This window comes from Mesorhizobium sp. f-mel (assembly GCF_053850215.1).
Genome location: NZ_JBSPTO010000001.1, coordinates 304,445 through 327,055, shown reverse-complemented (window position 1 = coordinate 327,055; position 22,611 = coordinate 304,445). Strand labels below are relative to the sequence as shown.

The window sequence follows — 22,611 nt, the reverse complement described above, 5'->3', positions numbered from 1 at the left end:
CGCAGCAGTCCTACATTCGTCATGGGAGCCAGATGAACGATTTGCGCCGACTGCTAAAAAGTCGGATGCGGAAACACAGTGGCGCTTGTGCCGGACCAAATGCCCGAGGTCCGATGTCACCGGCAGCGAAATTGGTTGCGTGAAGGGCGAGTTTGCATATTCTGGTTGTGGCAGAAGAGTTTACAACAGTGGGAGGAGTAAATGTCCGGCAACAAAATCTCGCGTCGCGGGTTCCTGGAAAAGTCCACCGCCATCACGGCCGGTGCGGCTGCAGCAACGACGCTCTCGGCCCCGGCCGTACTGGCGCAGGCGCCGGTAACCATCAAGATGCAGACCTCCTGGCCTGCGTCGGACATCTGGATGGATTTCGCGCGGCTATACATAGAGCGCGTCGAAAAGATGTCGGGCGGCCGGCTGAAGTTCGAGCTCCTGCCCGCGGGTGCGGTCGTAGGCGCGTTCCAGGTGCTGGATGGCGTCAATGACGGCGTCATCGACGCCGCGCATACGGTTCCCGTCTACTGGTACGGCAAGCACAAGGCCGCGTCGCTTTTCGGAACTGGCCCTGTGTTTGGCGGCAGCGCCACCACCATGCTCGCCTGGTTCCACCAGGGCGGCGGCAAGGATCTCTACCGCGAGCTGACGCAGGACATCATGGGCCTCAACGTGGTCGGCTTCTATGGCTTCCCGATGCCGGCGCAGCCGTTCGGCTGGTTCAAGAAGCCTGTCACGACCACCGCCGAACTGCAGGGATTCAAATATCGGACGGTGGGTCTTGCCGCCGATCTCATGCAGAACCTTGGCCTCAGCGTGGCGCAGCTGCCCGGCGGTGAAATCGTGCCGGCCATGGAGCGCGGGGTTATCGACGCCTTCGAATTCAACAATCCGTCATCCGACCTTCGCTTCGGTTCGCAGGACGTCGCCAAGAACTATATCTTGTCGTCCTACCATCAGGCGAGCGAGTCGTTCGAATTCCTGTTCAACAAGGACGTATTCGACGACCTCGACGACGATTTGAAGGCCATTCTCGAATATGGCGTGGAGGCGGCCAGCACCGCGACCACCGCAGTCGCCCTCGACAACTATTCGGCCGACCTGCAGAAACTGCAGACCGAGCACGGTGTCACCGTGCACCGCACCTCTAAGGAGATTCTCGACGCACAACTCCAGGCTTGGGACAAGATCATCCCGACGCTGGAGGCGGACGAGTTCATGAAGCGGGTGCTCGATAGCCAGCGCCAATGGGTCGAACGCGTTGTCTACTACGAGCTTATGAATTCAGCCGACCTGACACTGGCATACGAACATTATTTCCCAGGCAAGCTGAAGCTCTAATTCGCGCCTCCGCTTCGGCAAATCGGCGGTCTTGCGGACCGCCGATTTGCACCAGACGGAACCCTGCACATGCTCCGCTACATTGCATTCGCCGATGAACTTTCGGCATGGTTTGGAAAGGTGTTCGCGTGGAGCGTCGTCGTCATGACGCTCGGCGTGAGTTACGAAGTTGTCGTGCGATACCTGTTCAGCGCGCCGACCGCGTGGGCATTCGACCTCAGCTACATGCTCTATGGCACCATGTTCATGATGGCCGGCGCTTACACCTTGTCGCGAGACGGCCATGTGCGCGGCGATTTCGTCTACCGTCTGTGGAGGCCGCGCGTGCAAGCGGCGGTCGAACTTGTCCTGTACTTCATCTTCTTCTTCCCAGGCGTGACGGCGTTGGTTCTGGCCGGATCGAAGTATGCCGCACGCAGCTTCCGCTATCTCGAGGTAAGCTCGAACAGTCCGGCCGGGATTCCGATCTTCCAGTTCAAGGCCGTCATCGTGGCGGCAGGCATCCTGCTCTTCGTGCAGGGGATTGCTCAGGTGTTCCGCTGCGCCGTCTGTCTGCGAACCGGAACATGGCCGCGCGCTGCTGAAGACGTGGAAGAGACCGAGAAGGTGCTGATGGAAGCCAAGACGCTCGATGTTCTGCATCACGGGTCGGAAGCAGTCGACCTTCCATTACTCCACCCCGACAATGAACCCGACCGCGACGGAGAAGACAGATGAGCGATCCTCAGGTCGCCGTCGCGATGCTGCTCATTCTGCTTCTGGCGATCTTCCTTGGCTTCCCGGTTGCGTTCACTTTGATGGCGCTCGGGGTCGCCTTTGGCTACTACGCTTATTTAAATCCGGGACGCATGTGGCGCGCCTACGAACGGGCGGTTGAGGATGGTGCCGACGGCTGGACGCTTACGGAGCATTGGATCGGCGGCTTCTTCAACAACCGCATTTTCGATCTGTTCGTGAATCAGACCTATTCAGTGATCTCGAACGACGTGCTGACCGCTATCCCGCTGTTCCTGTTCATGGGCTACATCGTCGAGCGGGCCAATATCATCGAGCGCCTTTTCGGCACTCTCTATATCGCCACCCGGCACATTCCTGGCTCCATGGCGGTCGCCGCCCTCATCACCTGCACCCTTTTCGCAACGGCCACAGGCATCGTCGGCGCGGTCGTGACACTCATGGGCCTGCTGGCGTTTCCCGCCATGCTGAAGGCGCGTTACGACATCAGCTATGCCTCGGGAGTGATCTGCGCGGGAGGAACCCTCGGCATCCTCATTCCGCCGTCCATTCTGCTCATCGTCTATGGCGCGACGGCGGGTGTGTCGGTGGTTCGTATGTATGCGGCAGCCCTGCTTCCAGGACTGCTGCTTGCCGGCCTCTATCTGATCTATGTGGTGGTGAAGGCGGTGCTGCAGCCGCAGGTGGCGCCGAAGCCGACCCGAGACGAGGTAGGCCACTATTCGGTCCTGCAAATCAGCTGGATGCTGCTGACGTCCTTCGTCCCTCTGGCGGTCCTGATCCTCGCGGTGCTCGGCGCTATTCTCTTCGGCCTCGCCACGCCTTCGGAGGCTGCCGCCATCGGCGCGCTCGGCGGCGTGGTGCTGGCCGCCGCCTACCGCGCCTTGACGTGGCAACGCCTGAAGGAGTCCGTCTATCTGACGGCGCGCACGACCGCGATGGTGTGCTGGCTGTTCGTCGGCTCCGCGACCTTCGCCTCGGTCTTTGCCTATCTGGGAGGCCAGCAACTGATCAGCGATTTCGTCACCGGCCTCGACATGTCGCCGCTGATGTTTCTGATCGTCGCCCAGATCATCATCTTCATCCTGGGCTGGCCGCTGGAATGGACCGAGATTATCGTTATCTTCGTTCCGATCTTCCTGCCTCTGTTGGCGCATTTCGAGATCGACCCGCTGTTTTTCGGCGTGCTCGTCGCGGTCAACCTTCAGACGGCCTTTCTGTCGCCGCCCATGGCGATGTCGGCCTACTACCTCAAGGGCATTTCGCCGCCGCATGTTCAGCTTTCGGATATTTTCCGCGGAATGATGCCCTATATGCTGATCGTTATCCTGTGCATGGTCATCATCTACATCTTCCCGCAGATCGTGTACGGGCTGCCCAACCTGATCTACGGAGGCTGAGACGGGGATGCCGCGGCGAGTGGAGGACAATAGATGAATTTGAGCCGCTTCCTGGCCGTCTTTGCGTTTGTTGTCTTTCTGGCGTTTTTCGGCGTCGTAATCCGGTTCGTCCCGCATCCAGATCTAGGCGTTGCGGTCGGGATCGGCGTCCTCCTTGCGGGGTACGATCTATGGAGCCAGCTGAGGTCTCGCGCGAGGTAATAGCTGGATTGGGCGGTCGCGGGGAAGCTGCATGGCTGCAGCGTCGATGCGGGCGAAGGCCGAACCGTCCGCTCGGCGTGAGAAAATCAACTTCAATCAAATCCTCGTGAATTGTGCCGAACGCCCGGAACCGCCGACGCGTGCCCGGCATTGGTTTTGCGGATGAGTCTGCGCCCAGAAGAAGGAGCAGTGTTATGGCTTACCGTGATTACATCCACACGCCGGTGACGCCGCGCGACATCCGATGGGGACTCCAGCAGGGTGCCGTTGCGGGCATTGTCGCAGGCCTCGTTTTTGCGGCGTTTGAAATGACCGCGAGTGCGTTCATGATGGGGGCGGAAGCGTTCTTCATGCCCCTGCGCATGATCGGGGCCATCGCGCTTGGACCGGAAGCTCTCGATCCCGGCTACCCGCTCCTGACGGCCAGCATCGCCGGCGTGATCGTGCATTTGATCCTGGCTATCATCTATGGGATCGTGTTCGGAGAGATTGCCGCAATGTTGCGAGGGCAAGCCACCTTCATTGTTCTCGGCAGCGTCTTTGGCCTCGCCTTGTGGCTCGTCAATTTCTATGTGATCGCGCCGATCGCATTCCCCTGGTTTCTGCAAGCAAGCCCGGTCGTGCAGTTCGTTGCCCACACATTCTTCTTTGGTACCGTCCTCGGCTGGTTCCTGTGGAAATCGCACGAGAGAAGCGGGCTCGAAGGACCGCCGGTTTAGCCTTTGCCAACACCGACCTGGCGCCGTCGGATTGAAAGCGGAAGGACGCCGGAGATCACCGGCGCTTCTGCTGGCATTGGGCGCGCTATTGTGCTGCGCCTCGCGCGGGAGGGTGCGAAGGTCGCTTTGATCGCCCGCGACAAGCCCGCTCTGAGCCAGCTGACAGTGGAAATCGAAGGTGAGGGCGGCGAGGCTCTCGCCATAGCCGCCGATGTTTCCGACGCGCCCAAGTATTCGCAGCGGCCGACGAGATCGAGTCAGCACCTGGGGCCGATCGACGGGCAACCGCTCAATGTCATGTCCAACGATCTGGCGTAGAAAGCGGATGGCTGGCTGCCCTACAACGATCAGGTTTTCGACTATCTCAAGCGGCAGCTCGACAAGATCGACCCCTCTTACCGCGACTGACGGACCCCAATCGACGAGCATGGAGAGCTAAAGTGACGAAAGTTGAGGTATTGTTCTTCGACGTCCTGGGGACCGTTGTCGATTGGCGCGGCAGCATAGCGGCGGAGGCAAGTTCTTTTCTGAAGGGCCACGATGCTTTGCATATCGACGCTAGTGCTTTTGCCGATGCTTGGGTCGGACGCTATGACGCATCGGTTGAAGCCGTTCGCTGCGGTCGGCGGCCCTTTGTCCCGCTCGATCTGCTCAACATGGAGAACCTGGAAGCCTGTCTGAAAGGTTACGGGTTGATGCCATCGGCTGTACCGAGCGCCGAACTGGAAAATCTCAATCTGGCTTGGCACCGCCTCAAGCCGTGGCCGGACTCGGTGGAGGGTCTTTCCAGATTGAAGGAACGCTTTATCGTCGCACCGCTGTCCGATGGGAACACCCGACTTCTGGTGGACATGGCAAAACACGCCGGGCTGCCATGGGATACGATCCTCGGCGCTGATGTCTCCGAGGCCTATAAGCCGATGCCACAGGTGTATCTTCGTCCCTGCGAGCTGCTGGGCGTGGAGCCGGACAGGGCGATGCTGGTTGCCGCCCACGACTACGATCTGGACGCCGCGCGTCGATGCGGATTGAAGACGGCGTATATCGTTCGCGCAAATGCGCCTGACCTGTCGAAGGCTGCCGTTGTCAAGCCGCGCGACGGTTGGGAATACATGACAAATGACTTGATCGAACTCGCTGCAGTTCTGAAGTAGGTTGCGAGGGCCGCTCCGGCAGCCGGCAACAAAAGGCCGCGTTGTCCGCAAAGAGTCAGCACCAGCGTGCCGTACGGCTCGCCTACACGCCGAGCCACCGCCTCGGCATGGTCGAGCACCACGAAAATGGTGATGGACATAATCGCACTCGAAAGCGCTCCGATAAGGATCCTGACGCTCAGCGAACCTTCGTCTACCGACAGCCCGCTGGCTCCGACTGCGACAGCCATCACCAGGGAAATGAAGGTGCGGAGCGGTCGAGTTGCCCGTATTGCAGAGCAAGCCAATGACATCGCCGACTTTCACCCGATCGCCCAGCTTGATGCGAAGGCTGCCGCGCTGCGCAAGCTGGTGGCTGGACGGCCGCACTTGGGCGGCGAGCGGACAAGCTCTGGCAGCAATTGGCCGCAAATCGCGATGGAGCATCAACCGCGCCGCGCCGCCTCGATCGCGGCGACGTCGATTTTCACCATGGTCATCATGGCATCAAACGCGCGCTTTGCCTCGTCGCCGCCAGCCGCCATCGCGTCAGTCAGCACGCGCGGCGTGATTTGCCAGGAAATCCCCCATTTGTCTTTGCACCAGCCGCACACGCTCTCCTGGCCACCGTTGCCGACAATGGCATTCCAATAGCGGTCGGTCTCCTCCTGATCATCGGTGGCGATCTGGAAAGAGAACGCTTCGTTGTGCTTGAACTCGGGACCCCCGTTGAGGCCGATACAAGGAAGGCCCGCGACTGTGAATTCGACCGTCAACACGTCGCCCTCTTTGCCGGCCGGGTAATCACTGGGTGCACGGTGCACCGCACTCACCACGCTGTCAGGAAATATCTCGGAGTAGAAGCGGGCGGCAGCCTCGGCGTCCTTATCGTACCAGAGGCAAATCGTATTCTTTGCCATTGCGGGTTCCTTTCGCTTTGGGGCCGAGATTTCGGCCTTGTTTCCCCATCCGCTCTCTTCCGAAATAGGTAGCCAACCGCTTTTCTCCACCCCCGGAAGAGTCCGTCTCGCACGGGGTGATCGCAAAGGGGCAGCTTACCTTAACATCGCTGTCCGCTTTGGCCCGGGTTCCGGACGATAAGCGAAGGTCCGCTCCTGAAATGCGTCGGGAATGTTCGGAGCGTCCGCAAGGCGGACCAACATTGCGACGCCTAACCAGACGACAACAGGACTACGATGCTCCGCCGGTCCGCCCCTCAGGCGGTCTTCGGCGTCACCAGCCCCAGTTCGTCAACCATCGCCTCGCGCATGAGAAACTTCTGCGGCTTGCCGGTCACCGTCATCGGCAATTCGGTGCGAAAGCGGATGTGGCGCGGGATCTTGTAATGGGCGATCTGGCCGGCGCAAAAGGCCTTGATCTCCTGCTCGGTGGCGATCTGGCCCGGCTTGAGCACAATCCACGCGCAAAGCTCCTCGCCATATTTCGGGTCGGGAATGCCGAACACCTGCACTTCCCTGACCTTGGGATGGCGATAGAGGAACTCCTCGACCTCGCGCGGATAGACGTTCTCGCCGCCGCGAATGACCATGTCCTTGACCCGGCCGACGATGTTGCAATAGCCCTCGGCGTCGATGGTGGCGAGGTCGCCGGTGTGCATCCAGCCGTCGGGATCGATTGCCTCGCGGGTTTTTTCCTCGTCGTCCCAATAGCCCTTCATCACCGAATAGCCGCGCGTGCAGAGTTCGCCCGGCGCGCCGACCGCAACGGTGGCGCCATCGGCATCGATCGCCTTGACCTCGACATGGGGGTGGACGCGGCCGACCGTCGAGACGCGCTTTTCCAGTGGGTCGTCGACGCTGCTCTGGAACGACACCGGGCTGGTCTCGGTCATGCCATAGGCGATGGTCACCTCTGCCATGTGCATCAGCGACACCACCCTCTTCATCACCTCGATCGGGCACGGCGAGCCGGCCATGATGCCGGTGCGCAAGCTGGTGAGATCGAAGGTGTCAAAATCCGGATGGTCGAGCAGGCCGACGAACATAGTCGGCACGCCGTAGAGGCCGGTGCAGCGCTCGCCCGCCACTGCCTTCAGCGTGGCGCCGGCATCGAAGCCCTCGCCCGGGAAGACCATGGTTGCGCCCTTGGTGACGCAGCCGATCGTGCCCATCGACATGCCGAAGCAGTGATAGAGCGGGACCGGGATGCACAACCGGTCCTCGACGGTCAGCCTGATCGCCGATGTGACGAAATTGCCGTTGTTGACGATGTTGTTGTGGGTCAGCGTCGCGCCCTTTGGCGCGCCTGTCGTGCCTGAGGTGAACTGGATGTTGATGGCGTCGCCGGGCTTCAGCCCCTCGGAGATCCGGTCGAGGCTGTCATGCTCGTCGCGTCCTGCCATCGCCAGCACGTCGGCGAAATTGAACATGCCGGGAGAATTCTCCTCGCCCATGCGGATGACGATCTTCAGCGCCGGCAATTTTTTCGCCTCAAGTTTGCCGGGCGTCGCAGTCGCGATCTCCGGCGCGAGCGTCTCGATCATGCCGAGATAGTCGGACGTCTTGAATTTGGCGGCCGTGACCAGCGCTCGGCAAGCGACCTTGTTCAACGCATAATCCAGCTCGGTCAGCCGGTAGGCCGGATTGATGTTGACCAGGATCAGGCCGATGCGCGCGGTGGCGAATTGCGTCACCAGCCATTCCCAGCGGTTCGGCGACCAGATGCCGACGCGGTCTCCCTTTTCGAGGCCGAGCGCCAGGAAGCCTGCGGCCAGGGCATCCACCGTGTCTGAAAGTTCGCTCCAGGTGAAGCGCTTGTCCTGTTCGACGAAGACCGCGGCATCGAGCGTGCCGTATTTGCTGACGGTGTCCGAAAGCAGCGCCGGGATGGTCTGCTGCAGCAGCGGAACGGTGCGCTCGCCCGACACATGCGCCCGGCCGTCGACCGGCGCGACAAACGTACCGCCGTTGCGCGGACGGCCGCCGCGCAGACTGGTGGCATTCTTCAACTCGTCGAGATTGATCGGCATCGCCGTCTCCTCCGCAGACGAGGCCGAGTCTATCAGCCTGCCGGGGTGGTGGAAATCCCGTTGATGGTACTGGAGCGCAATCCCTCCCCCTTGAGGGGAGGGTGGACAGCCGCCGAAGACGGATGGACGGGTGGGGTCGTTGCGGCAGCGCTCGACGTGAGAGGACCCCACCCGCCTCGCTCCGCGAGGCACCCTCCCCTCAAGGGGGAGGGATTGCGCCTGCCACCTTCGCCGCGATGTCGCGCAAGATTGCCTCGTCCGCCGCCGTACGCAGCTTCCGCGATGCGACAAGGCAGGCCTGCGAGCGCAGAATGACGCCGTCGGCCAGCACCTTCAGATGGTTGGCGCGCAGCGTCGAGCCTGACGTGGTGATGTCGACGACGACATCGGCCAATCCTGCCGCCGGCGCGCCCTCGGTAGCGCCCAGGCTCTCGACGATGCGATAGACCTGGATGCCGTGCTTTTGCGAAAAGAACTGCTGCGTCAGCCGCCAGTATTTGGTGGCGATCCTGAGCCGCCTGCCGTGGCGCTGTCGGAAATCGGCGGCGACATCGTCGAGATCGGCCATCGTATCGACATCGAGCCATATGTCGGGCACCGCGACCACGACGTCGGCGTTGCCAAAGCCGAGGCGGGCGACGATCTCCGCGCGCGCCTCCCAATCGGCGAGGCTTTCGCGCAACAGATCCTCGCCGGTGATGCCGAGGTCGACCGAGCCCTGGCCGATCTCGCTCGATATTTCGGACGCCGACAGGAACGCCACCTCGACCGCTCCCACGCCTTCGATGCGGGCGCGGTATTTACGCTCGTCGCCGGGCAGGCTGACGGCAAGCCCGGCCTTGGCCAGCACCTCCAGCGCCTGCTCCTTGAGTCGGCCCTTCGATGGGATCGCCAGGGTGATCATTGTACCTTCTCCCGCAACCCCTCGATGCGGTCGAGCCAGACGGAAAAGCCGACGCCGGGGATCGGCGTTTTCGCGCCGAGCAGCGTCAGCAGCCGGTCATAGCGGCCGCCGCCGGCCAGCGGCCGGTCGCCGTTTTCCGCCGCGATCTCGAAGACCAGACCGGTGTAATAGTCGAGCGGACGACCGAAGGCGGCGTCGTAGCGGATTTTTGCCGTGGGCAGGCCAAGAGCTTCGATCGACTTTGCACGTGCGGAAAAATTGTCCAGCGCCGCGCCCAGCGAAAGCCCGGCGCCGGCCGCGAACGTTTCGAGCGCCTGTGCGGCGCCGTCAAGCGCTACGTCGATCGCCAGAAAATCCTTCAGCGCCGAAAACGCCTCGTTCGACAGCCGCACGCTGCGCAGTTCGGCCTTTTCGATGAGCCGCCTAGCAATGTCGGCCGGCGAGCGCCCGGCCGACGCCGACAGCCCCGCTTGCTCCATGCCGCCGGCGATGTGGGACGAAAGCCCTTCCAGGTCGCCATTGAGGACAAGGGCAGCGACTGGGCCGGCGAGCTGGCCGTTGCGTGGCGGGTTGGCGAGGTCGGCAAGCGCTGCCTCCAGCATCGCCGCCGAACCGAAAGCCCGGGCCAGCCGCATGCGCCAGCCGCGCGGCAGGCCGAGCGCGGCGAGCACCGCTTCGAATATGGTCTGATCGCCGAGCGTGATCGCCAGTGCCTGGTCCGGCAGCACCAGCGAAAGCAGCGCATGCGCATCGGCCAGCGAACGGGCATCGGCCTGCGGCGTGTCGCGGTCGCCGAGATCCTCGATGCCGGCCTGGAAGAACTCATTGCCGCCCTCGCGGCGCTGGCGAAACACCTCGCCGAGATAGGAATAACGGCGCGGCGTGCCGGCCTGGCTGGCGATGTGGTCGAGGCAGACCGGGATGGTGAACTCGGGCCGCAGGCAAAGTGTGAGGCCGGTCTCGCTTTCGGTGAGGAAAATGCGGCGGCGCAGATCCTCTCCCGCCATGTCGAGGAATGGGTCGGCCGGCTGCAGCACCGCCACCTCGACCGCATGGGTGTTTCGCGCGGCGAAGAGTTTTGTGATGTCTGATGCGATGGCGGGGTAGCGGGACGTCATGGCAGGCGCCCTTCCCTTCTCCCCCTGTGGGAGAAGGTGGATTGGCGCGCAGCGGGTGCTGGACGGAGTGCGGAGGTTAGCGTTCTATGGCGCCCCCCTCTGTCCTGCCGGACATCTCCCCCACTTGGGGGGAGATCGGCTGTCGTCGCCGCTTTCGCCAATCGCCGACACTGAACGGATGGAGCCGCCGGTGAAACTGGCGATCTCCCCCCATGTGGGGGAGATGTCCGGCAGGACAGAGGGGGGCGCGACGAAACGCGACCTCTACTTGCCACGCGCTCGCTCCTCGGCCTGCGCCGCGAGTATCTTCCTGACCTCGCCAACCAGCTCGCTTTCCGCCACCGTCACCTGCGCCGGGCGTGCGGCGCGCCATTCGGCGTTGTCCGCAATCTCCGCCGACATGCGGGCGCCCTCGATCAGGTCCTTGATCTGCACCTCAGCCTTGGCCCGCTCGTCGCCGCCCTGGATGATGGCGACCGGGCTGCCGCGGCGGTCAGCATATTTGAGCTGCGCCTTCATGCCGGCGCCGCCGAGATACATTTCGGAGCGGATGCCGGCGGCACGCAACTCGGCCACCATCTTCTGGTAGCGGCCGAGGCTTTCGGTGTCCTTGTCCATGGTCAGCACGACGACCGGCGCGATGACATCCGACGTGTCGAGTTTGCCGAGGTTCTTCAGCGCGGTCATCAGCCTGGAGACGCCGATGGAAAAGCCGGTTGCCGGCACCGGCTCACCGCGAAAGCGCGAGACAAGGCCGTCATAACGCCCGCCGCCGCCGACCGAGCCGAAGCGCACGATCTGGCCGTCCTCGTTGGGGATCTCGGCCAGAAGCTCGGCCTCGAAGACCGGACCGGTGTAGTATTCGAGGCCACGGACGACGGAGGGATCGATCAGAATACGATCCGAATCGTATCCTGCCGTTGCTGCCAAGGTTGCTATCTGAGCAAGTTCGTTCAGACCTTCTACGATCTTGTCATTTGCATCGAAGATAAGGGCGAAAATACTCAGATTGTCGATGTTCCAAGTATCATTAAACGCTTCAGGCAGGGTAACCAAATTTGCTAGGGACTGAGCTTTCCTTGTCTGCTTTTCAAAGGTTTCTTTGTCTGTAGCGTCGATGGACCAATCAGCCGGCGGAACTCTGAATGGCAGGGGAAGGCCATTTAACTTCGCGTCGAGTGCATTGCTGTAACGAATGCCTACCAGGATCTCTTTGAAGCGCGCGAGTTCAACAAGCGGCTCGATCTGCTTCTCATCCAATCCCGCTCCCTTGGTGAAATCGCCCTCACCTTCTTTGCCGCCATCCCAGCGACCCTTGCCGAGCAATAGCTTCACACCTTCCGGCCCAAACTTATCCAGCTTGTCGATCGCCCGCAGCACCGTCAGCCGGCGGCCGACGTTCTCGTCGCCACCGAGGCCGATCGCCTCGAGCACGCCGTCGAGCACCTTGCGATTGTTGACCCTAATGACATAGTCGCCGCGTTTGATGCCCAGCGCCTCCATCACGTCGGCCATCATCATCGCCATTTCGGCGTCCGCCGCCACACCCGGCGTGCCGACCGTGTCGGCATCGAACTGCATGAACTGGCGGAAGCGGCCGGGGCCGGGCTTCTCATTGCGGAACACCCAGCCGGAGCGGTAGCTGCGATAGGGTTTCGGCAGACGCTCAAAGTTCTCGGCGACGAAGCGGGCCATCGGCGCGGTCAAATCGTAGCGCAGCGACAGCCACTGGTCATCGTCGTCCTGGAAGGAGAATACGCCCTCGTTCGGCCGATCCTGATCGGGCAGGAATTTGCCCAGCGCATCGGTGTATTCGATCATCGGCTGGTCGACCGGCTCGAAGCCGTAAAGCTCATAGACCGAGCGGATCGTCGCCATCATCTTCTCGACGGCGCGGATATCGTAGGCGCCGCGGTCGACAAGCCCGCGCGGCAGCCGCGCTTTCATCTTTTCCGATTTGTCGGCCATCGTATGGGTACTCGGTGTTTCCTAGCGTTCCGTGGATCGGCAAAATTACTGAATTTCCACAGCGCGGGTGTCCTAACCGATGCAGCCGGGAGCGGCAAGGGTTTGCACCTTTCCTGAAACACACCGGGCCAAAACGAAACAATTCCGCCATGAGCGCGGCATCGTGCCGACACAATCGCAGCCGATAAAGCGCGCCGAAACAAGGGGTTCGAGCCATGACCACGGCACGGCAATTCGACATCATCGACAGCGGCGCCCGCGAGCGGCCCCGGCTGCGGCCAGCCGATCATCATGCACCGAGGCCTGCAACCCAAATGGCGGGACCGTTCGAGGTTGCCGCGGACGAGCGTACAGGACCGACCATGCGCGATGCGCTGGTGACCGGCCTGCTGGTGATCTACCCAGCCCTTGCCACGGTGGCGGCCATCGTCGCCGGGCTTTTTCTGGCCGGCGCCAGCGGCGCTTGAGTTTTTGAGCGCCCTGCCTTCTCCCCTGTGTGGGAGAAGGCAAAAAGGAAGCTCACTTCGGCCGCTTGAACGCCTTGCGCTCCGCCTCGACCTGCTCGCGGCAGACACAGCCCTCGAGATGGTCGTTGACCAGCCCCATGGCCTGCATGAAGGCGTAGACGGTGGTCGGGCCGACAAAGCTCCAGCCGCGTTTTTTCAGCTCCTTTGAAATCCGCACAGAGACCGCCGTAGTCGGGTTGGCGCGCAGATGCGCGAGATCGACGATTTCGGGCCGCTGGTCCGGGCCGGGTTCGAACTTCCAGAACCAGGCAGCCAGCGAGCCGGCCTCGTCGGCCATTTCACGGGCGCGCTTGGCGTTGTTGATGGTCGAGACGATCTTGCCGCGGTGGCGGATGATGCCGGCATTGCCGAGCAGGCGCTCGACGTCCTCGTCGGTGAAGGCGGCGATCTTGTCGATATCGAAGCCGGCGAACGCCTCGCGGAAATTCTCGCGCTTGCGCAATATGGTCAGCCAGGACAGGCCCGACTGAAAGCCTTCGAGGCAGATCTTTTCGAACAGCCTGCGGTCGTCGGTGACCGGGCGGCCCCATTCATGATCGTGGTAGTGCAAATAATCCGGCAGATTGCCGTGCCAGAAGCAGCGCGCGACACCGTCGGGTCCGGAGAGCAGGCCTGTCTTCTCATCCATGGCAGAATTCCATTCGTTAATGCGTCTCAGCGCTGCCTTTACCGCGGCTTTACCAGATTCCTGAACCGGCCGGTAACCACACCGAAAGGTTTACTGACAATGGAGCATTTTACGCATTCCGATTCACGTTTCGGTTGCCGCTCCGCGCCCAATGTCCGCGAAATCGGGGACGCTTTTGGGCCCCGGCGTGTTCGATGATCAAGGTGCGTTCCGATGAAGACACTTTTGTTCCCGCTGCTCGGCGCCGCGGCCGTACTGGCCGCTGCCACTACATCCTCCAGCGCCAATGACCGCTATGCCGACAGGCCGCCAGTGATGGTGAGCCCCGACCTTTCGGCGCCCTGGGTGCTGCAGCTTGGCCGCGCGCCGGGCATCGTCCGCCAGAACCGGCAAGAGATGCAAAAGCCGCAGCGCCGTTCTCAAAGGCAGGCGCAACCGGCTCAGCTGCATACGGCGGCGATGCAGGCGCCGACCAAGAAGCGCCTGCTCGCGCGGCCGCAGATCAACCCGATCTACCTGCCGCAGGAGGTGGCCTATGACGGTCCGGAGAAGCCGGGCACGATCGTCATCGATACGAGGGAGAATTTCCTTTATCTGGTCGAGAACAACGGCAAGGCGCGGCGCTATGGCGTCGGCACCGGCAAGCCGGGCTTCGAATGGGCCGGCAAGCACAAGATCTCGCAGAAGAAGGTCTGGCCCGAATGGCGACCGCCGGCGCAGATGATCTCGCGCGAGGCTGCCAACGGCCGTTATCTGCCGACCTATGTCGCCGGCGGCGTCGAGAACCCGCTCGGCGCGCGCGCTCTCTATCTCGGCTCGACGCTCTACCGCATCCACGGCACCAACCAGCCCTGGACGATTGGCGGCGCCGTGTCGTCGGGCTGCATTCGCATGCGCAACGAGGACGTCGTCGACCTCTATGAGCGGGTCGATGTTGGCACGACGGTTGTGGTGATGTAATCTGCAGTTGATTTTGTTGCCGATTCTGTCCAGAAGACTCTGGATCATCGGATACGGGGGACGGGCCGTGTGGGGATGCGGCCAGTCAAGAAAGGGCGGCGCGGCAAACCGCGCTGCCCTTTCTGTTTCTAGGACGCGACAGGATCACGTCTGGCAGGGTCAGCTTTGACCGGTAGGTCGCGCCCGGGGTATGGCGGTTCGCATTCTCGCTGCCATTCTTCTCGTTATTTTGCTATGTCGGCTGCAACGTTCCCAGACAAAGGCCAATCTACATGCCCCTGTCCGATGACAGCCGCTATCTCAAAGGCGGCCCGGTCGCCCAGCGCATCATCGCCTCGGTGCGCGAGGATGCAGCGATCGCCACCGCAGAAGGTTTTCCGCCCAAACTGATATCGATCACCGTCGGCGACACCGCTGCGGTCGACGTCTATGTGCGCAACCAGCGCGCCAAGGCGGCATTGGCCGGCATCGGTTTCGAGGAAAGACGGTTTGCCGCCGACATCACCGCCGGCGAACTCGAAGCAGCGATCCACGGTCTTAATGCCGATCCGCGCGTCACCGGTATCATCATCCAGCGGCCGGTGCCGGTGCATATCCCGATCAAGACGCTTCAGGCGGCGGTGCATCCGCTCAAGGACGTCGAGGGCATGCACCCGGCCTCGATCGGCAACATCGTATACAACCAGCTCGACCTTGCACCGTGCACGGCGGCCGCTTCGGTCGAACTGCTCAAGGAGACCGGCCTCGATCTGAAGGGGCTCGAGGTCGTCATCGTCGGCCACTCCGAGATCGTCGGCAAGCCGATCGCCTTCCTCTTGATGAGCAAGGGCGCGACGGTGACGGTCTGCCATCACATGACGCGCTCGGTGGCAGCGCACGCGCGCCGTGCCGATGCGCTGTTCGTCGCCGTCGGCAAGCCGCGGCTGATCAAGGCCGACATGGTCAAGCCGGGTGCAGCCGTCATCGACATCGGCATCAATGCCGAGACAGGACCGGACGGCGAGAGCCGCATCGTTGGCGACGTCGACGCCGAGAGCGTCAAGCATGTCGCGTCCTGGATCACGCCGGTGCCGGGCGGCGTCGGCCCGATCACCGTGGCGATTCTTTTGCGCAACACAATGGTGGCGCTCAGCCGCCAACGCGCACGCTACCAGGCGACCTACGGTGTGGTGGACAAGCTCGCGGCGGAATAGGCACGTACCGGCAGGCCCCCTCACCCAGCCTCCGCTTCGCTCGGCTGACATCTCCCCGAGGGGAGAGGAGGCTTTCAAGGCACCAGTCTCTTGTCCCCAACGGGGAGAAGGTGGCAGTCTTGCCTCCGGCAAGCCCGAGGACAGGCTCCGCGGCCGGCTGAAGGGGCTCGCCTCAGAACTGTCCCGTCACTCCGCTGCCACGACTGCCCTGTTGTCCGGAACGCCTTCCGGCCTCGGTCCGCCATAGGCCCAGTCGAGCAGTTTTACCGTGTGCACCACCGGCAGCTTCGCCGCTGACGCAATCTGGGTGATGCAGCCAATGTTGCCGGTGGCGACGATTTCAGCACCTGTCGCCTCGATATTCCTGACCTTGCGATCACGCAGCTGAACCGAAATCTCGGATTGCAGGATGTTGTAAGTGCCGGCCGAGCCGCAGCACAGATGCCCCTCGCGCGGCTCGCGCACGATGAAGCCTGCCTTGGCCAAAAGCTCCTTGGGCTGGCGGGTGATCTTCTGGCCGTGCTGCATCGAGCAGGCAGAGTGATAGGCAACGATGGTGCCGGGCTTGCGCACCGGCTCGGGCAGGTCGAGACCCACCAGATATTCCGTGATGTCCTTGGCCAGCGCCGATACGCGCGCCGCCTTGTCGGCATAGGCCGGATCGAGGCGCAGCATGAAGCCGTAGTCCTTGATGGTGGTGCCGCAGCCCGACGCGGTGATGACGATGGCATCCAGCCCGCCCTGGTCGATGGCGCGCATCCAGGCGTCGACATTGCGCCTGGCCGAGGCAAGCGCTGCCCCCTCGCGGCCCATGTGATGCACCAGCGCGCCGCAGCAGCCCTCACCCTCGGGAACCACGACCTCGACGCCCAACCGCGTCAGCAGCGCGATCGTCGTGTCGTTGATGCCGGGATCGAGCACGGATTGTGCGCAGCCGGTGAGAATGGCGACGCGGCCGTTTTTTGCTGCGCCCTGGCCAGCATGGATGCCCGGCGAAGCCATTGGCGAGGCCGCAGGAACCGACGCCGGGGCAAGCTTGAGCATCGCGCCCAGCGGCTTCAGCGCCGGGATCTTTTCGAACACACCGGCGAATGGCTGCGCGAGCCTCGCCAGCTTGAGCGCAGCGCGAAAGCGCAAGGGATAAGGCAGGACAAAGGCCAGCATGGCGCGCGTCAGCCGATCGAGCGGCGAGCGCCTGTAGGTCTCCTCGATATGGACGCGGGCGTGGTCGACCAGATGCATGTAATTGACGCCCGACGGGCAGGTTGTCATGCAGGCGAGGCAGGACAGGCAGCGGTCGATATGGGTGACGATCTGCTTGTCAGCGGGGCGACCGTTCTCCAGCATGTCCTTGATCAGGTAGATCCGCCCGCGCGGCGAATCCAACTCGTTGCCAAGCGTCACATAGGTCGGGCAGGTGGCTGTGCAGAAGCCGCAATGCACGCATTTGCGCAGGATCTTCTCCGATTCCGCGACGTGCGGATCGGCAAGCTGGGCAAGCGAAAAATTGGTCTGCACGCAAAAATCCTATAATCCCAAGAACCAGCTTTCCGGGTCTTTGACCGGCTCGCCGCGCTGCAGCGCCTGCAGGCCGAGAATGCAGCGGGCAATGAACCAGACGGCGACGGCGAACATCAGCACGACGCCTATCGCCACCATCATCAGCACAACCGAGATCAGCGCATAAAGCAGACCGATCCAGAAGGTGCGGATCAGGAATGTATAGTGGCTCTCGACGAAGCCGCCTGCTTTGCCGCGGTTGATATAGGCCAGCACGATGCCGACAATAGCGGTTACGCCGATAACGAGGCTGGCGAGATAGAGGATGTAGATGACCAGCGCGTTGGTCGAACCCGGCTCCAACCAGCGGTCGGTCTGGCGCGGCGCGGGTTTACCTGAATCGGTCGGGCCTGGATTGATGTCGCTCATAATGCTGCTCCCTCGGTTGCCGTGCCAAGAGTAGCAGAGCTTGCAGCCGGCGCCATACGGCCGGGATTGAGGATATTCTTAGGATCGAATTCGGCTTTGAGCCGCGCCGACAACGCTGCCAGTTGCGGCGCCTGCGGCTCAAACACCGGCACAGCGGCGCGATGCGAAGGCGCCGCGCGCACCAGCGTCGCATGGCCGCCGCCATACTGTCTCACCAGGCCGCGCAGAAGATCGGCTTCGGGATCGCCATGCTCCATGCGCAGCCAGATCAGTCCGCCCTGCCAGTCATAGAAGGCATCGGCCGCCGCCTGCATGCGCAGCGCCAGCACCATCTGGTGACCTTGCGCCGGCGCCATCGACACGCGCCACACCGGCTTTTCCAGGCCGTCGGCAAACGGCGCGCAATCTCTGATGTCGCGCCAGACGGAATGCGAGATATCGCCCGAAATCTCCTCGAGCGGGCCGGCATTTCCGAGCAGGTCTTTCAGCGCGGCGATGCGGTAGGCGACCGACGGGCCGAACCCCTCGACGCGCAGCAATGTCGCCGCGGCATTGCCGAGGCTGCCGCCGGCGACCCGCGCGGCGACGCGTTCGGGAAGATGGGCCGCACTCGACACTTCGGCGCTGGAGCCGAGCGCCAGCGCCATGGCGGCGGCGGCATGATCGTCGAGCAGGCCGCGCAGAGCGAGCGTGACTTCGGTCTCGGCTGATGGCAGCACCTTGAAGGTGACGTCGGTGAGGACGGCAAGCGTGCCCCAGCTGTTGGCCATGAGTTTCGACAGGTCGTAGCCGGTGACGTTCTTGACGACGCGGCCGCCGGACTTGAAGGCCTCGCCGCGACCGGAAACCGCCGCTACGCCGAGAATATGGTCGCGCGCCGCCCCCGCCTTCAGCCGGCGCGGGCCGCAAAGGTTCGCAGCCAGCACGCCGCCGATCGTGCTTCGCCCTAACTCACCGCCGAGCAGCGGGCCATAATCCAGCGGCTCGAAGGCCAGCTGCTGGCCGTTTTCGGCAAGCAGGCTTTCGATGTCGGCGAGCGGCGTGCCGGCTTTGGCCGACAGCACCAGTTCGGCCGGCTCGTAGAGCGTCACGCCGGACAGTTTCGACAGGTCGAGCGTATGCTCGGTCTGCAGCGGACGGCCGATACCGCGCTTGGAACCATGGCCGAGGATTTCGAGCGGCGAGTCTTCGGCGGCGGCCCAGGCAACGGTGGAGAGGGTTTCGGCTGCGGTGGAGGGAGTGAAGGTGGTCATGGCTATCTCTGGTTCCTCGCTCCCGCAACGCGGGGGAGAGGTGGCTCGGGCGAAGCCCGAGACGGAGAGGGGGCAATCATAGAACGCCACCTCCAATCTTCTTGGCCGCAAAAACGAACCTCAGGTCCGAGGCGATCACGTCTTCGGCCAACCGCCCTTCCAGCGCCGCAAGAACGGTCTCGCAAACGCTTGTCCGGCTCTTGAGTACGTCGACGTTCCAGAACCGCACTACCGAGAACCCTTCGCCACGCATGAATTCGTCGCGTCGTCTGTCATAGGTACTCTCGGCATGGTGACTTCCGTCCAGTTCAACGACCAGCTTTTCGCTTCGGCAGGCGAAGTCGGCGAAATACGGCCCGATCGGCATCTGTCGCACGAATTTATATCCGCCAAGCCTTTTGGCTTTCAGTTCGTTCCACAGGGTTGCTTCCATCGGATTGTCGCCATGCCGAAGCTCACGAGCACGCGCGATCCTTTCATGCGAGCGGCGACTTGGCACGTCGGCCGCAGACCCCCTCTCCTTCTCGGGCTTTGCCCTAGCCACCTCTCCCCCGCTTCGCGGGGCGAGGAACCCCCGTTCTGAGATCCCATCATCAAAACCTCGGAATGTCCGGAAACGCTGTCTGCCCGCGATGCACGTGCATGCGTCCGAGCTCGGCGCAGCGGCGCAACTGGGGGAACACCTTGCCCGGGTTGAGCAGATGGTTGGGATCGAAAGCGCATTTGACCCGCATCTGCTGGTCGAGGTCGATCTGGTTGAACATTTCCGGCATCAGGTCGCGCTTCTCCACCCCCACCCCGTGCTCGCCGGTCAGCACGCCGCCGACTTTGACGCAGAGCCGCAGGATGTCGGCGCCGAAACTTTCCGCCTTGTCGAGCTCGCCCGGCACATTGGCGTCATAAAGGATCAGCGGATGCAGGTTGCCGTCGCCGGCATGGAAGACATTGGCGACCCCGAGGCCGTATTTCTCCGACAGTTCGCGCATCCCGTGCAGCACGCGCGGCAGTTCCTTGCGCGGGATGGTGCCGTCCATGCAGTAGTAGTCGGGCGAGATGCGGCCGACCGCCGGAAAGGCAGCTTTGCGGCCGGCCCAGAAGCTCAGCCTCTCCTGCTCCGACTGCGAGATGCGGCATGTGGTCGAGCCGTTCCTATAGGCGATGGCTTCGACAAGGCCGATCAGGTGATCGACCTCGACGCCCGGCCCGTCGAGCTCGACGATCAGCAACGCCTCGACATCCAAGGGATAGCCGGCATGGACGAAATCCTCGGCCGCGTGGATCGCCGGGCGGTCCATCATCTCCATGCCGCCCGGGATGATGCCGGCGCCGATGATGTCGGCGACGCATTGGCCACCCTGCTCGCTGGTCGGGAAGCCGATCAGCAGCGCGCGCGCCGTCTCCGGCTTCTTCAGGATGCGCACAGTGACCTCGGTGACGACGCCGAGAAGCCCTTCGGAACCGGTCATGACCCCGAGCAGGTCGTAGCCTTCCGCGTCGAGATGCTTGCCGCCGAGCCGCACCACCTCGCCGTTCATCAGCACCATCTCGATACCGAGCACATTGTTGGCGGTAAGACCGTACTTCAGGCAATGCACGCCGCCGGAATTCTCCGCGACATTGCCGCCGATCGAGCAGGCGATCTGGGAGGATGGATCGGGGGCGTAGTAAAAGCCCTCCTGCTCGACGGCGGTGGTGATGCCGAGATTGGTGACGCCCGGCTGGGCGACGACGATGCGGTTGGGAAAATCGATCTCGAGAATGTGGTTGAACCTGCTCATCACCAGCAGCACGGCATCTTCGAGCGGCAGCGCGCCGCCGGACAGCGAGGTGCCGGAGCCGCGCGGCACGACGCGGATGTTGCGGTCGTTGCAATATTTCAGCACGCGCGAGACCTGCGCCACCGTTTCGGGCAGCACCACGACCAGCGGCAATTGCCGATAGGCGGTGAGGCCGTCGCTCTCGAACGCACGCATCGAATTGGCAGCGTCGACGACGCCTTCGCCCGGCACGATGATGCGCATATCGGCGACGATCTCGTCGCGCCGGCGCATCGTGGCGTCGTCTGGCTTCGGCATCAGCAGGCCGGGCATCGACAGTCTCCTTCGATCGACTGGTAAAAATCTTTTACCAGCGGCAGGCGTCTGTTGCAAATCCTGCTTTGGCCGGAATCGAGCGCCGACACCGGGACGGGCTTCCGCAGCGGCAATCTGCCGCTGAGATTTCATCCTCCCCTTGTGGGTTGTTTGGAGGGTGACCCGGTCCTACTCGCCCGCCTGCTTGGCGGGTTCGGAGTGCAAGCGGCGCACACGGCGCACGCCCCACCAGACCAGCAGGATGGCGAGCGGCACCGAGGCGGCGGTGACGAGCTCGGGCGCGAAGGCATGGCCGAAGATCGAGGCGCCCTTGGCGACGTAGCCGATGAGGCCGACGACGTAGTAGGAGACGGCGGCCACCGACAGCCCTTCCACCGTCTGCTGCAGCCGCAGTTGCAGGCGGGCGCGGTTGTTCATCGACGCCAGCAGATCGCGGTTCTGCTTCTCGACTTCGACGTCGACCCAGGTGCGCAGCAGCGTGGTGGCGCGGGTGAGCTTCGTCGACAGATTGGCCTGACGCTCCTCGACCGAGCGGCAGGTGCGCATGGCGGGGGCGACGCGACGCTGCAGGAACCCGCCCCAGGTTTCGTAGCCGGGCACCGCCTCCTCCTCCAGCGCCTCCAGCCGTTCGCGGACGATGCCGTCATAGGCGCGGCTGGCGCCGAAGCGATAGAGGCTGGAGGCTGCATCGGCCTCCAGCTCGGCGGCAAGCTCGGTCAGGTCGGCAAGCAGCGTCTGGCTGTCGCGGGTTTCGGCGACTTTCATTTCCAGTGTGGTCTGCGCCAGCCTGTCTTCGATGCGGCGCGCGCGACCGGACTGCATCAGCGCCAGCGGCAGGCCAAGCATGGCCAGCGTGCGGTAGGTTTCGATATCGATCAGCCGCTGCGCCAGCGCGCCGGTGCGTGCCGGCGTCAGGCCGCGATCGAGCACCAGGATGCGGGTCATGCCGTCACCGTCCTGGCGGAAATCGGTGACGATGGCGGCGTTGCCGCGCTCGACCAGCGAATAGCACAGGCTGGTTGGGTCGAAGCTGGCGATCAGCTTTTCGCTCGCCTGCGTCCATTTGCGGATTTCGAGCCTGATGCCGGAAATCACCGTTCCCGGCGGCGAAAAGCCGTTGCCGAAAGGCGACTCGTCGTGGCGCTGGCCGCTCTCGGATAGCGGCCCTTCCCACAGATAGGTGGAGAATTCCGTGTGCCGTTCCCAGCGCAGCGAGCCCTTGCCCCACTTCATCGCGTGGTGGCGGGCATGAGGGTCAGGCGCGGCGATGCCGAGCCGCCGCGACAATTCGGAAAGCACGGCCTGGTCGACGCCGGACCCAGCTTCGGTCATGAAGGAAAGCTGCACCAGCACGCGCGGTTTCTCGACCAGCGGATGCGGACGGGCGTGAACCTCGCCGAGCGCGCCAGGCCGTCCCTTATGCGCGGGAAAGCCCATGACGCTGCCCTCGACGCGCGGCTGAAATTTGAGATTGGACGGGTCATCTGCCACGGCTGGTCCCCCGGGCCTGGTGCAATCGCGTCCCTCTA

Annotated in this window: 20 protein-coding genes and 2 pseudogenes; 9 read left to right on the top strand and 13 right to left on the bottom strand. The window is 63.2% G+C overall.

Translation table 11 applies throughout. The features are described 5' to 3' along the window. Window positions 1-201: 201 nt before the first annotated feature. From ACWUKX_RS01545 to ACWUKX_RS01520, 6 genes are all read left to right on the top strand, one after another. Window positions 202-1,332 carry a TRAP transporter substrate-binding protein gene (locus tag ACWUKX_RS01545; RefSeq protein ID WP_456003195.1) on the top strand — a complete coding sequence of 377 codons (1,131 nt, stop codon included), beginning with the start codon at window positions 202-204 and terminating at the stop codon, window positions 1,330-1,332. A 69-nt stretch (window positions 1,333-1,401) separates the two neighbouring features. Continuing rightward, window positions 1,402-2,049, top strand: coding sequence for a TRAP transporter small permease subunit (locus ACWUKX_RS01540; RefSeq protein WP_455849914.1), 648 nt, complete (start codon window positions 1,402-1,404; stop codon window positions 2,047-2,049). Next, window positions 2,046-3,467: a TRAP transporter large permease gene (locus ACWUKX_RS01535; RefSeq protein WP_456003193.1), complete on the top strand. Its 1,422-nt coding sequence runs from the start codon at window positions 2,046-2,048 to the stop codon at window positions 3,465-3,467. Before ACWUKX_RS01540 ends, ACWUKX_RS01535 begins: the two co-directional genes overlap by 4 nt. A 341-nt stretch (window positions 3,468-3,808) precedes the next feature. Further along, the gene (locus ACWUKX_RS01530) at window positions 3,809-4,387 is read left to right on the top strand and encodes a hypothetical protein (protein WP_456003191.1); all 579 of its coding nucleotides are present in this window, start codon (window positions 3,809-3,811) and stop codon (window positions 4,385-4,387) included. A 3-nt stretch (window positions 4,388-4,390) separates the two neighbouring features. Continuing rightward, window positions 4,391-4,705: an SDR family NAD(P)-dependent oxidoreductase gene (locus tag ACWUKX_RS01525; protein WP_456003189.1), complete on the top strand. Its 315-nt coding sequence runs from the start codon at window positions 4,391-4,393 to the stop codon at window positions 4,703-4,705. A gap of 122 nt (window positions 4,706-4,827) precedes the next feature. After that, window positions 4,828-5,541, top strand: a complete 714-nt coding sequence (locus ACWUKX_RS01520) for a haloacid dehalogenase type II (RefSeq protein ID WP_456003187.1) — start codon at window positions 4,828-4,830, stop codon at window positions 5,539-5,541. A 425-nt stretch (window positions 5,542-5,966) separates the two neighbouring features. Here the strand turns inward: ACWUKX_RS01520 and ACWUKX_RS01515 are convergent, their stop codons facing one another. The 6 genes and pseudogenes from ACWUKX_RS01515 to ACWUKX_RS01490 all read right to left on the bottom strand — a co-directional run. After that, window positions 5,967-6,440, bottom strand: coding sequence for a VOC family protein (locus ACWUKX_RS01515; protein ID WP_065010942.1), 474 nt, complete (start codon window positions 6,438-6,440; stop codon window positions 5,967-5,969). Between the two features lie 296 nt (window positions 6,441-6,736). Beyond that, complete coding sequence (locus ACWUKX_RS01510; protein WP_456003185.1) at window positions 6,737-8,509, bottom strand: AMP-binding protein; 1,773 nt, start codon at window positions 8,507-8,509, stop codon at window positions 6,737-6,739. A gap of 199 nt (window positions 8,510-8,708) precedes the next feature. After that, window positions 8,709-9,413 (bottom strand): ATP phosphoribosyltransferase, encoded by a 705-nt coding sequence (hisG, locus tag ACWUKX_RS01505; RefSeq protein WP_456003183.1) that lies wholly within the window; start codon window positions 9,411-9,413, stop codon window positions 8,709-8,711. Then, window positions 9,410-10,531 (bottom strand): ATP phosphoribosyltransferase regulatory subunit, encoded by a 1,122-nt coding sequence (locus ACWUKX_RS01500; RefSeq protein WP_456003181.1) that lies wholly within the window; start codon window positions 10,529-10,531, stop codon window positions 9,410-9,412. The genes hisG and ACWUKX_RS01500 overlap by 4 nt, the downstream gene beginning before the upstream one ends. A 264-nt stretch (window positions 10,532-10,795) precedes the next feature. Beyond that, window positions 10,796-11,509: pseudogene (locus ACWUKX_RS01495) on the bottom strand (ATP phosphoribosyltransferase regulatory subunit); the annotation flags it as partial. Window positions 11,510-11,755: 246 nt separating this feature from the next. Continuing rightward, a pseudogene (locus ACWUKX_RS01490) lies at window positions 11,756-12,499 on the bottom strand (ATP phosphoribosyltransferase regulatory subunit); the annotation flags it as partial. 215 nt (window positions 12,500-12,714) lie between these two features. On the opposite strand from ACWUKX_RS01490, the gene ACWUKX_RS01485 reads away from it, so the two are divergent. Further along, window positions 12,715-12,966: a hypothetical protein gene (locus ACWUKX_RS01485; protein WP_287337934.1), complete on the top strand. Its 252-nt coding sequence runs from the start codon at window positions 12,715-12,717 to the stop codon at window positions 12,964-12,966. A 52-nt stretch (window positions 12,967-13,018) separates the two neighbouring features. Here the strand turns inward: ACWUKX_RS01485 and ACWUKX_RS01480 are convergent, their stop codons facing one another. Then, the gene (locus ACWUKX_RS01480; RefSeq protein ID WP_029348372.1) at window positions 13,019-13,654 is read right to left on the bottom strand and encodes a DNA-3-methyladenine glycosylase I; all 636 of its coding nucleotides are present in this window, start codon (window positions 13,652-13,654) and stop codon (window positions 13,019-13,021) included. A 213-nt stretch (window positions 13,655-13,867) separates the two neighbouring features. Between ACWUKX_RS01480 and ACWUKX_RS01475 the strand changes: the two genes are divergently transcribed. Continuing rightward, window positions 13,868-14,614 carry a L,D-transpeptidase gene (locus tag ACWUKX_RS01475; protein WP_456003179.1) on the top strand — a complete coding sequence of 249 codons (747 nt, stop codon included), beginning with the start codon at window positions 13,868-13,870 and terminating at the stop codon, window positions 14,612-14,614. A 272-nt stretch (window positions 14,615-14,886) separates the two neighbouring features. Beyond that, window positions 14,887-15,807, top strand: coding sequence for a bifunctional 5,10-methylenetetrahydrofolate dehydrogenase/5,10-methenyltetrahydrofolate cyclohydrolase (locus ACWUKX_RS01470; RefSeq protein WP_095519004.1), 921 nt, complete (start codon window positions 14,887-14,889; stop codon window positions 15,805-15,807). 186 nt (window positions 15,808-15,993) lie between these two features. Here the strand turns inward: ACWUKX_RS01470 and glcF are convergent, their stop codons facing one another. From glcF to ACWUKX_RS01440, 6 genes are all read right to left on the bottom strand, one after another. Further along, window positions 15,994-17,325, bottom strand: coding sequence for a glycolate oxidase subunit GlcF (glcF, locus tag ACWUKX_RS01465; RefSeq protein WP_456003177.1), 1,332 nt, complete (start codon window positions 17,323-17,325; stop codon window positions 15,994-15,996). A gap of 9 nt (window positions 17,326-17,334) precedes the next feature. Further along, window positions 17,335-17,736: a DUF4870 family protein gene (locus ACWUKX_RS01460; protein ID WP_456003175.1), complete on the bottom strand. Its 402-nt coding sequence runs from the start codon at window positions 17,734-17,736 to the stop codon at window positions 17,335-17,337. Further along, window positions 17,733-18,989: an FAD-binding protein gene (locus ACWUKX_RS01455; RefSeq protein WP_456003172.1), complete on the bottom strand. Its 1,257-nt coding sequence runs from the start codon at window positions 18,987-18,989 to the stop codon at window positions 17,733-17,735. The genes ACWUKX_RS01460 and ACWUKX_RS01455 overlap by 4 nt, the downstream gene beginning before the upstream one ends. Before the next feature lie 76 nt (window positions 18,990-19,065). Next, window positions 19,066-19,533, bottom strand: coding sequence for an endonuclease domain-containing protein (locus tag ACWUKX_RS01450; protein ID WP_456003169.1), 468 nt, complete (start codon window positions 19,531-19,533; stop codon window positions 19,066-19,068). Between the two features lie 49 nt (window positions 19,534-19,582). Then, entirely contained in the window at window positions 19,583-21,079 is a 1,497-nt protein-coding gene (locus tag ACWUKX_RS01445) for an FAD-linked oxidase C-terminal domain-containing protein (protein WP_456003167.1), read from the bottom strand. Window positions 21,080-21,250: 171 nt separating this feature from the next. Next, the gene (locus ACWUKX_RS01440; protein ID WP_456003165.1) at window positions 21,251-22,573 is read right to left on the bottom strand and encodes a DUF3422 family protein; all 1,323 of its coding nucleotides are present in this window, start codon (window positions 22,571-22,573) and stop codon (window positions 21,251-21,253) included. Window positions 22,574-22,611 lie beyond the last annotated feature (38 nt).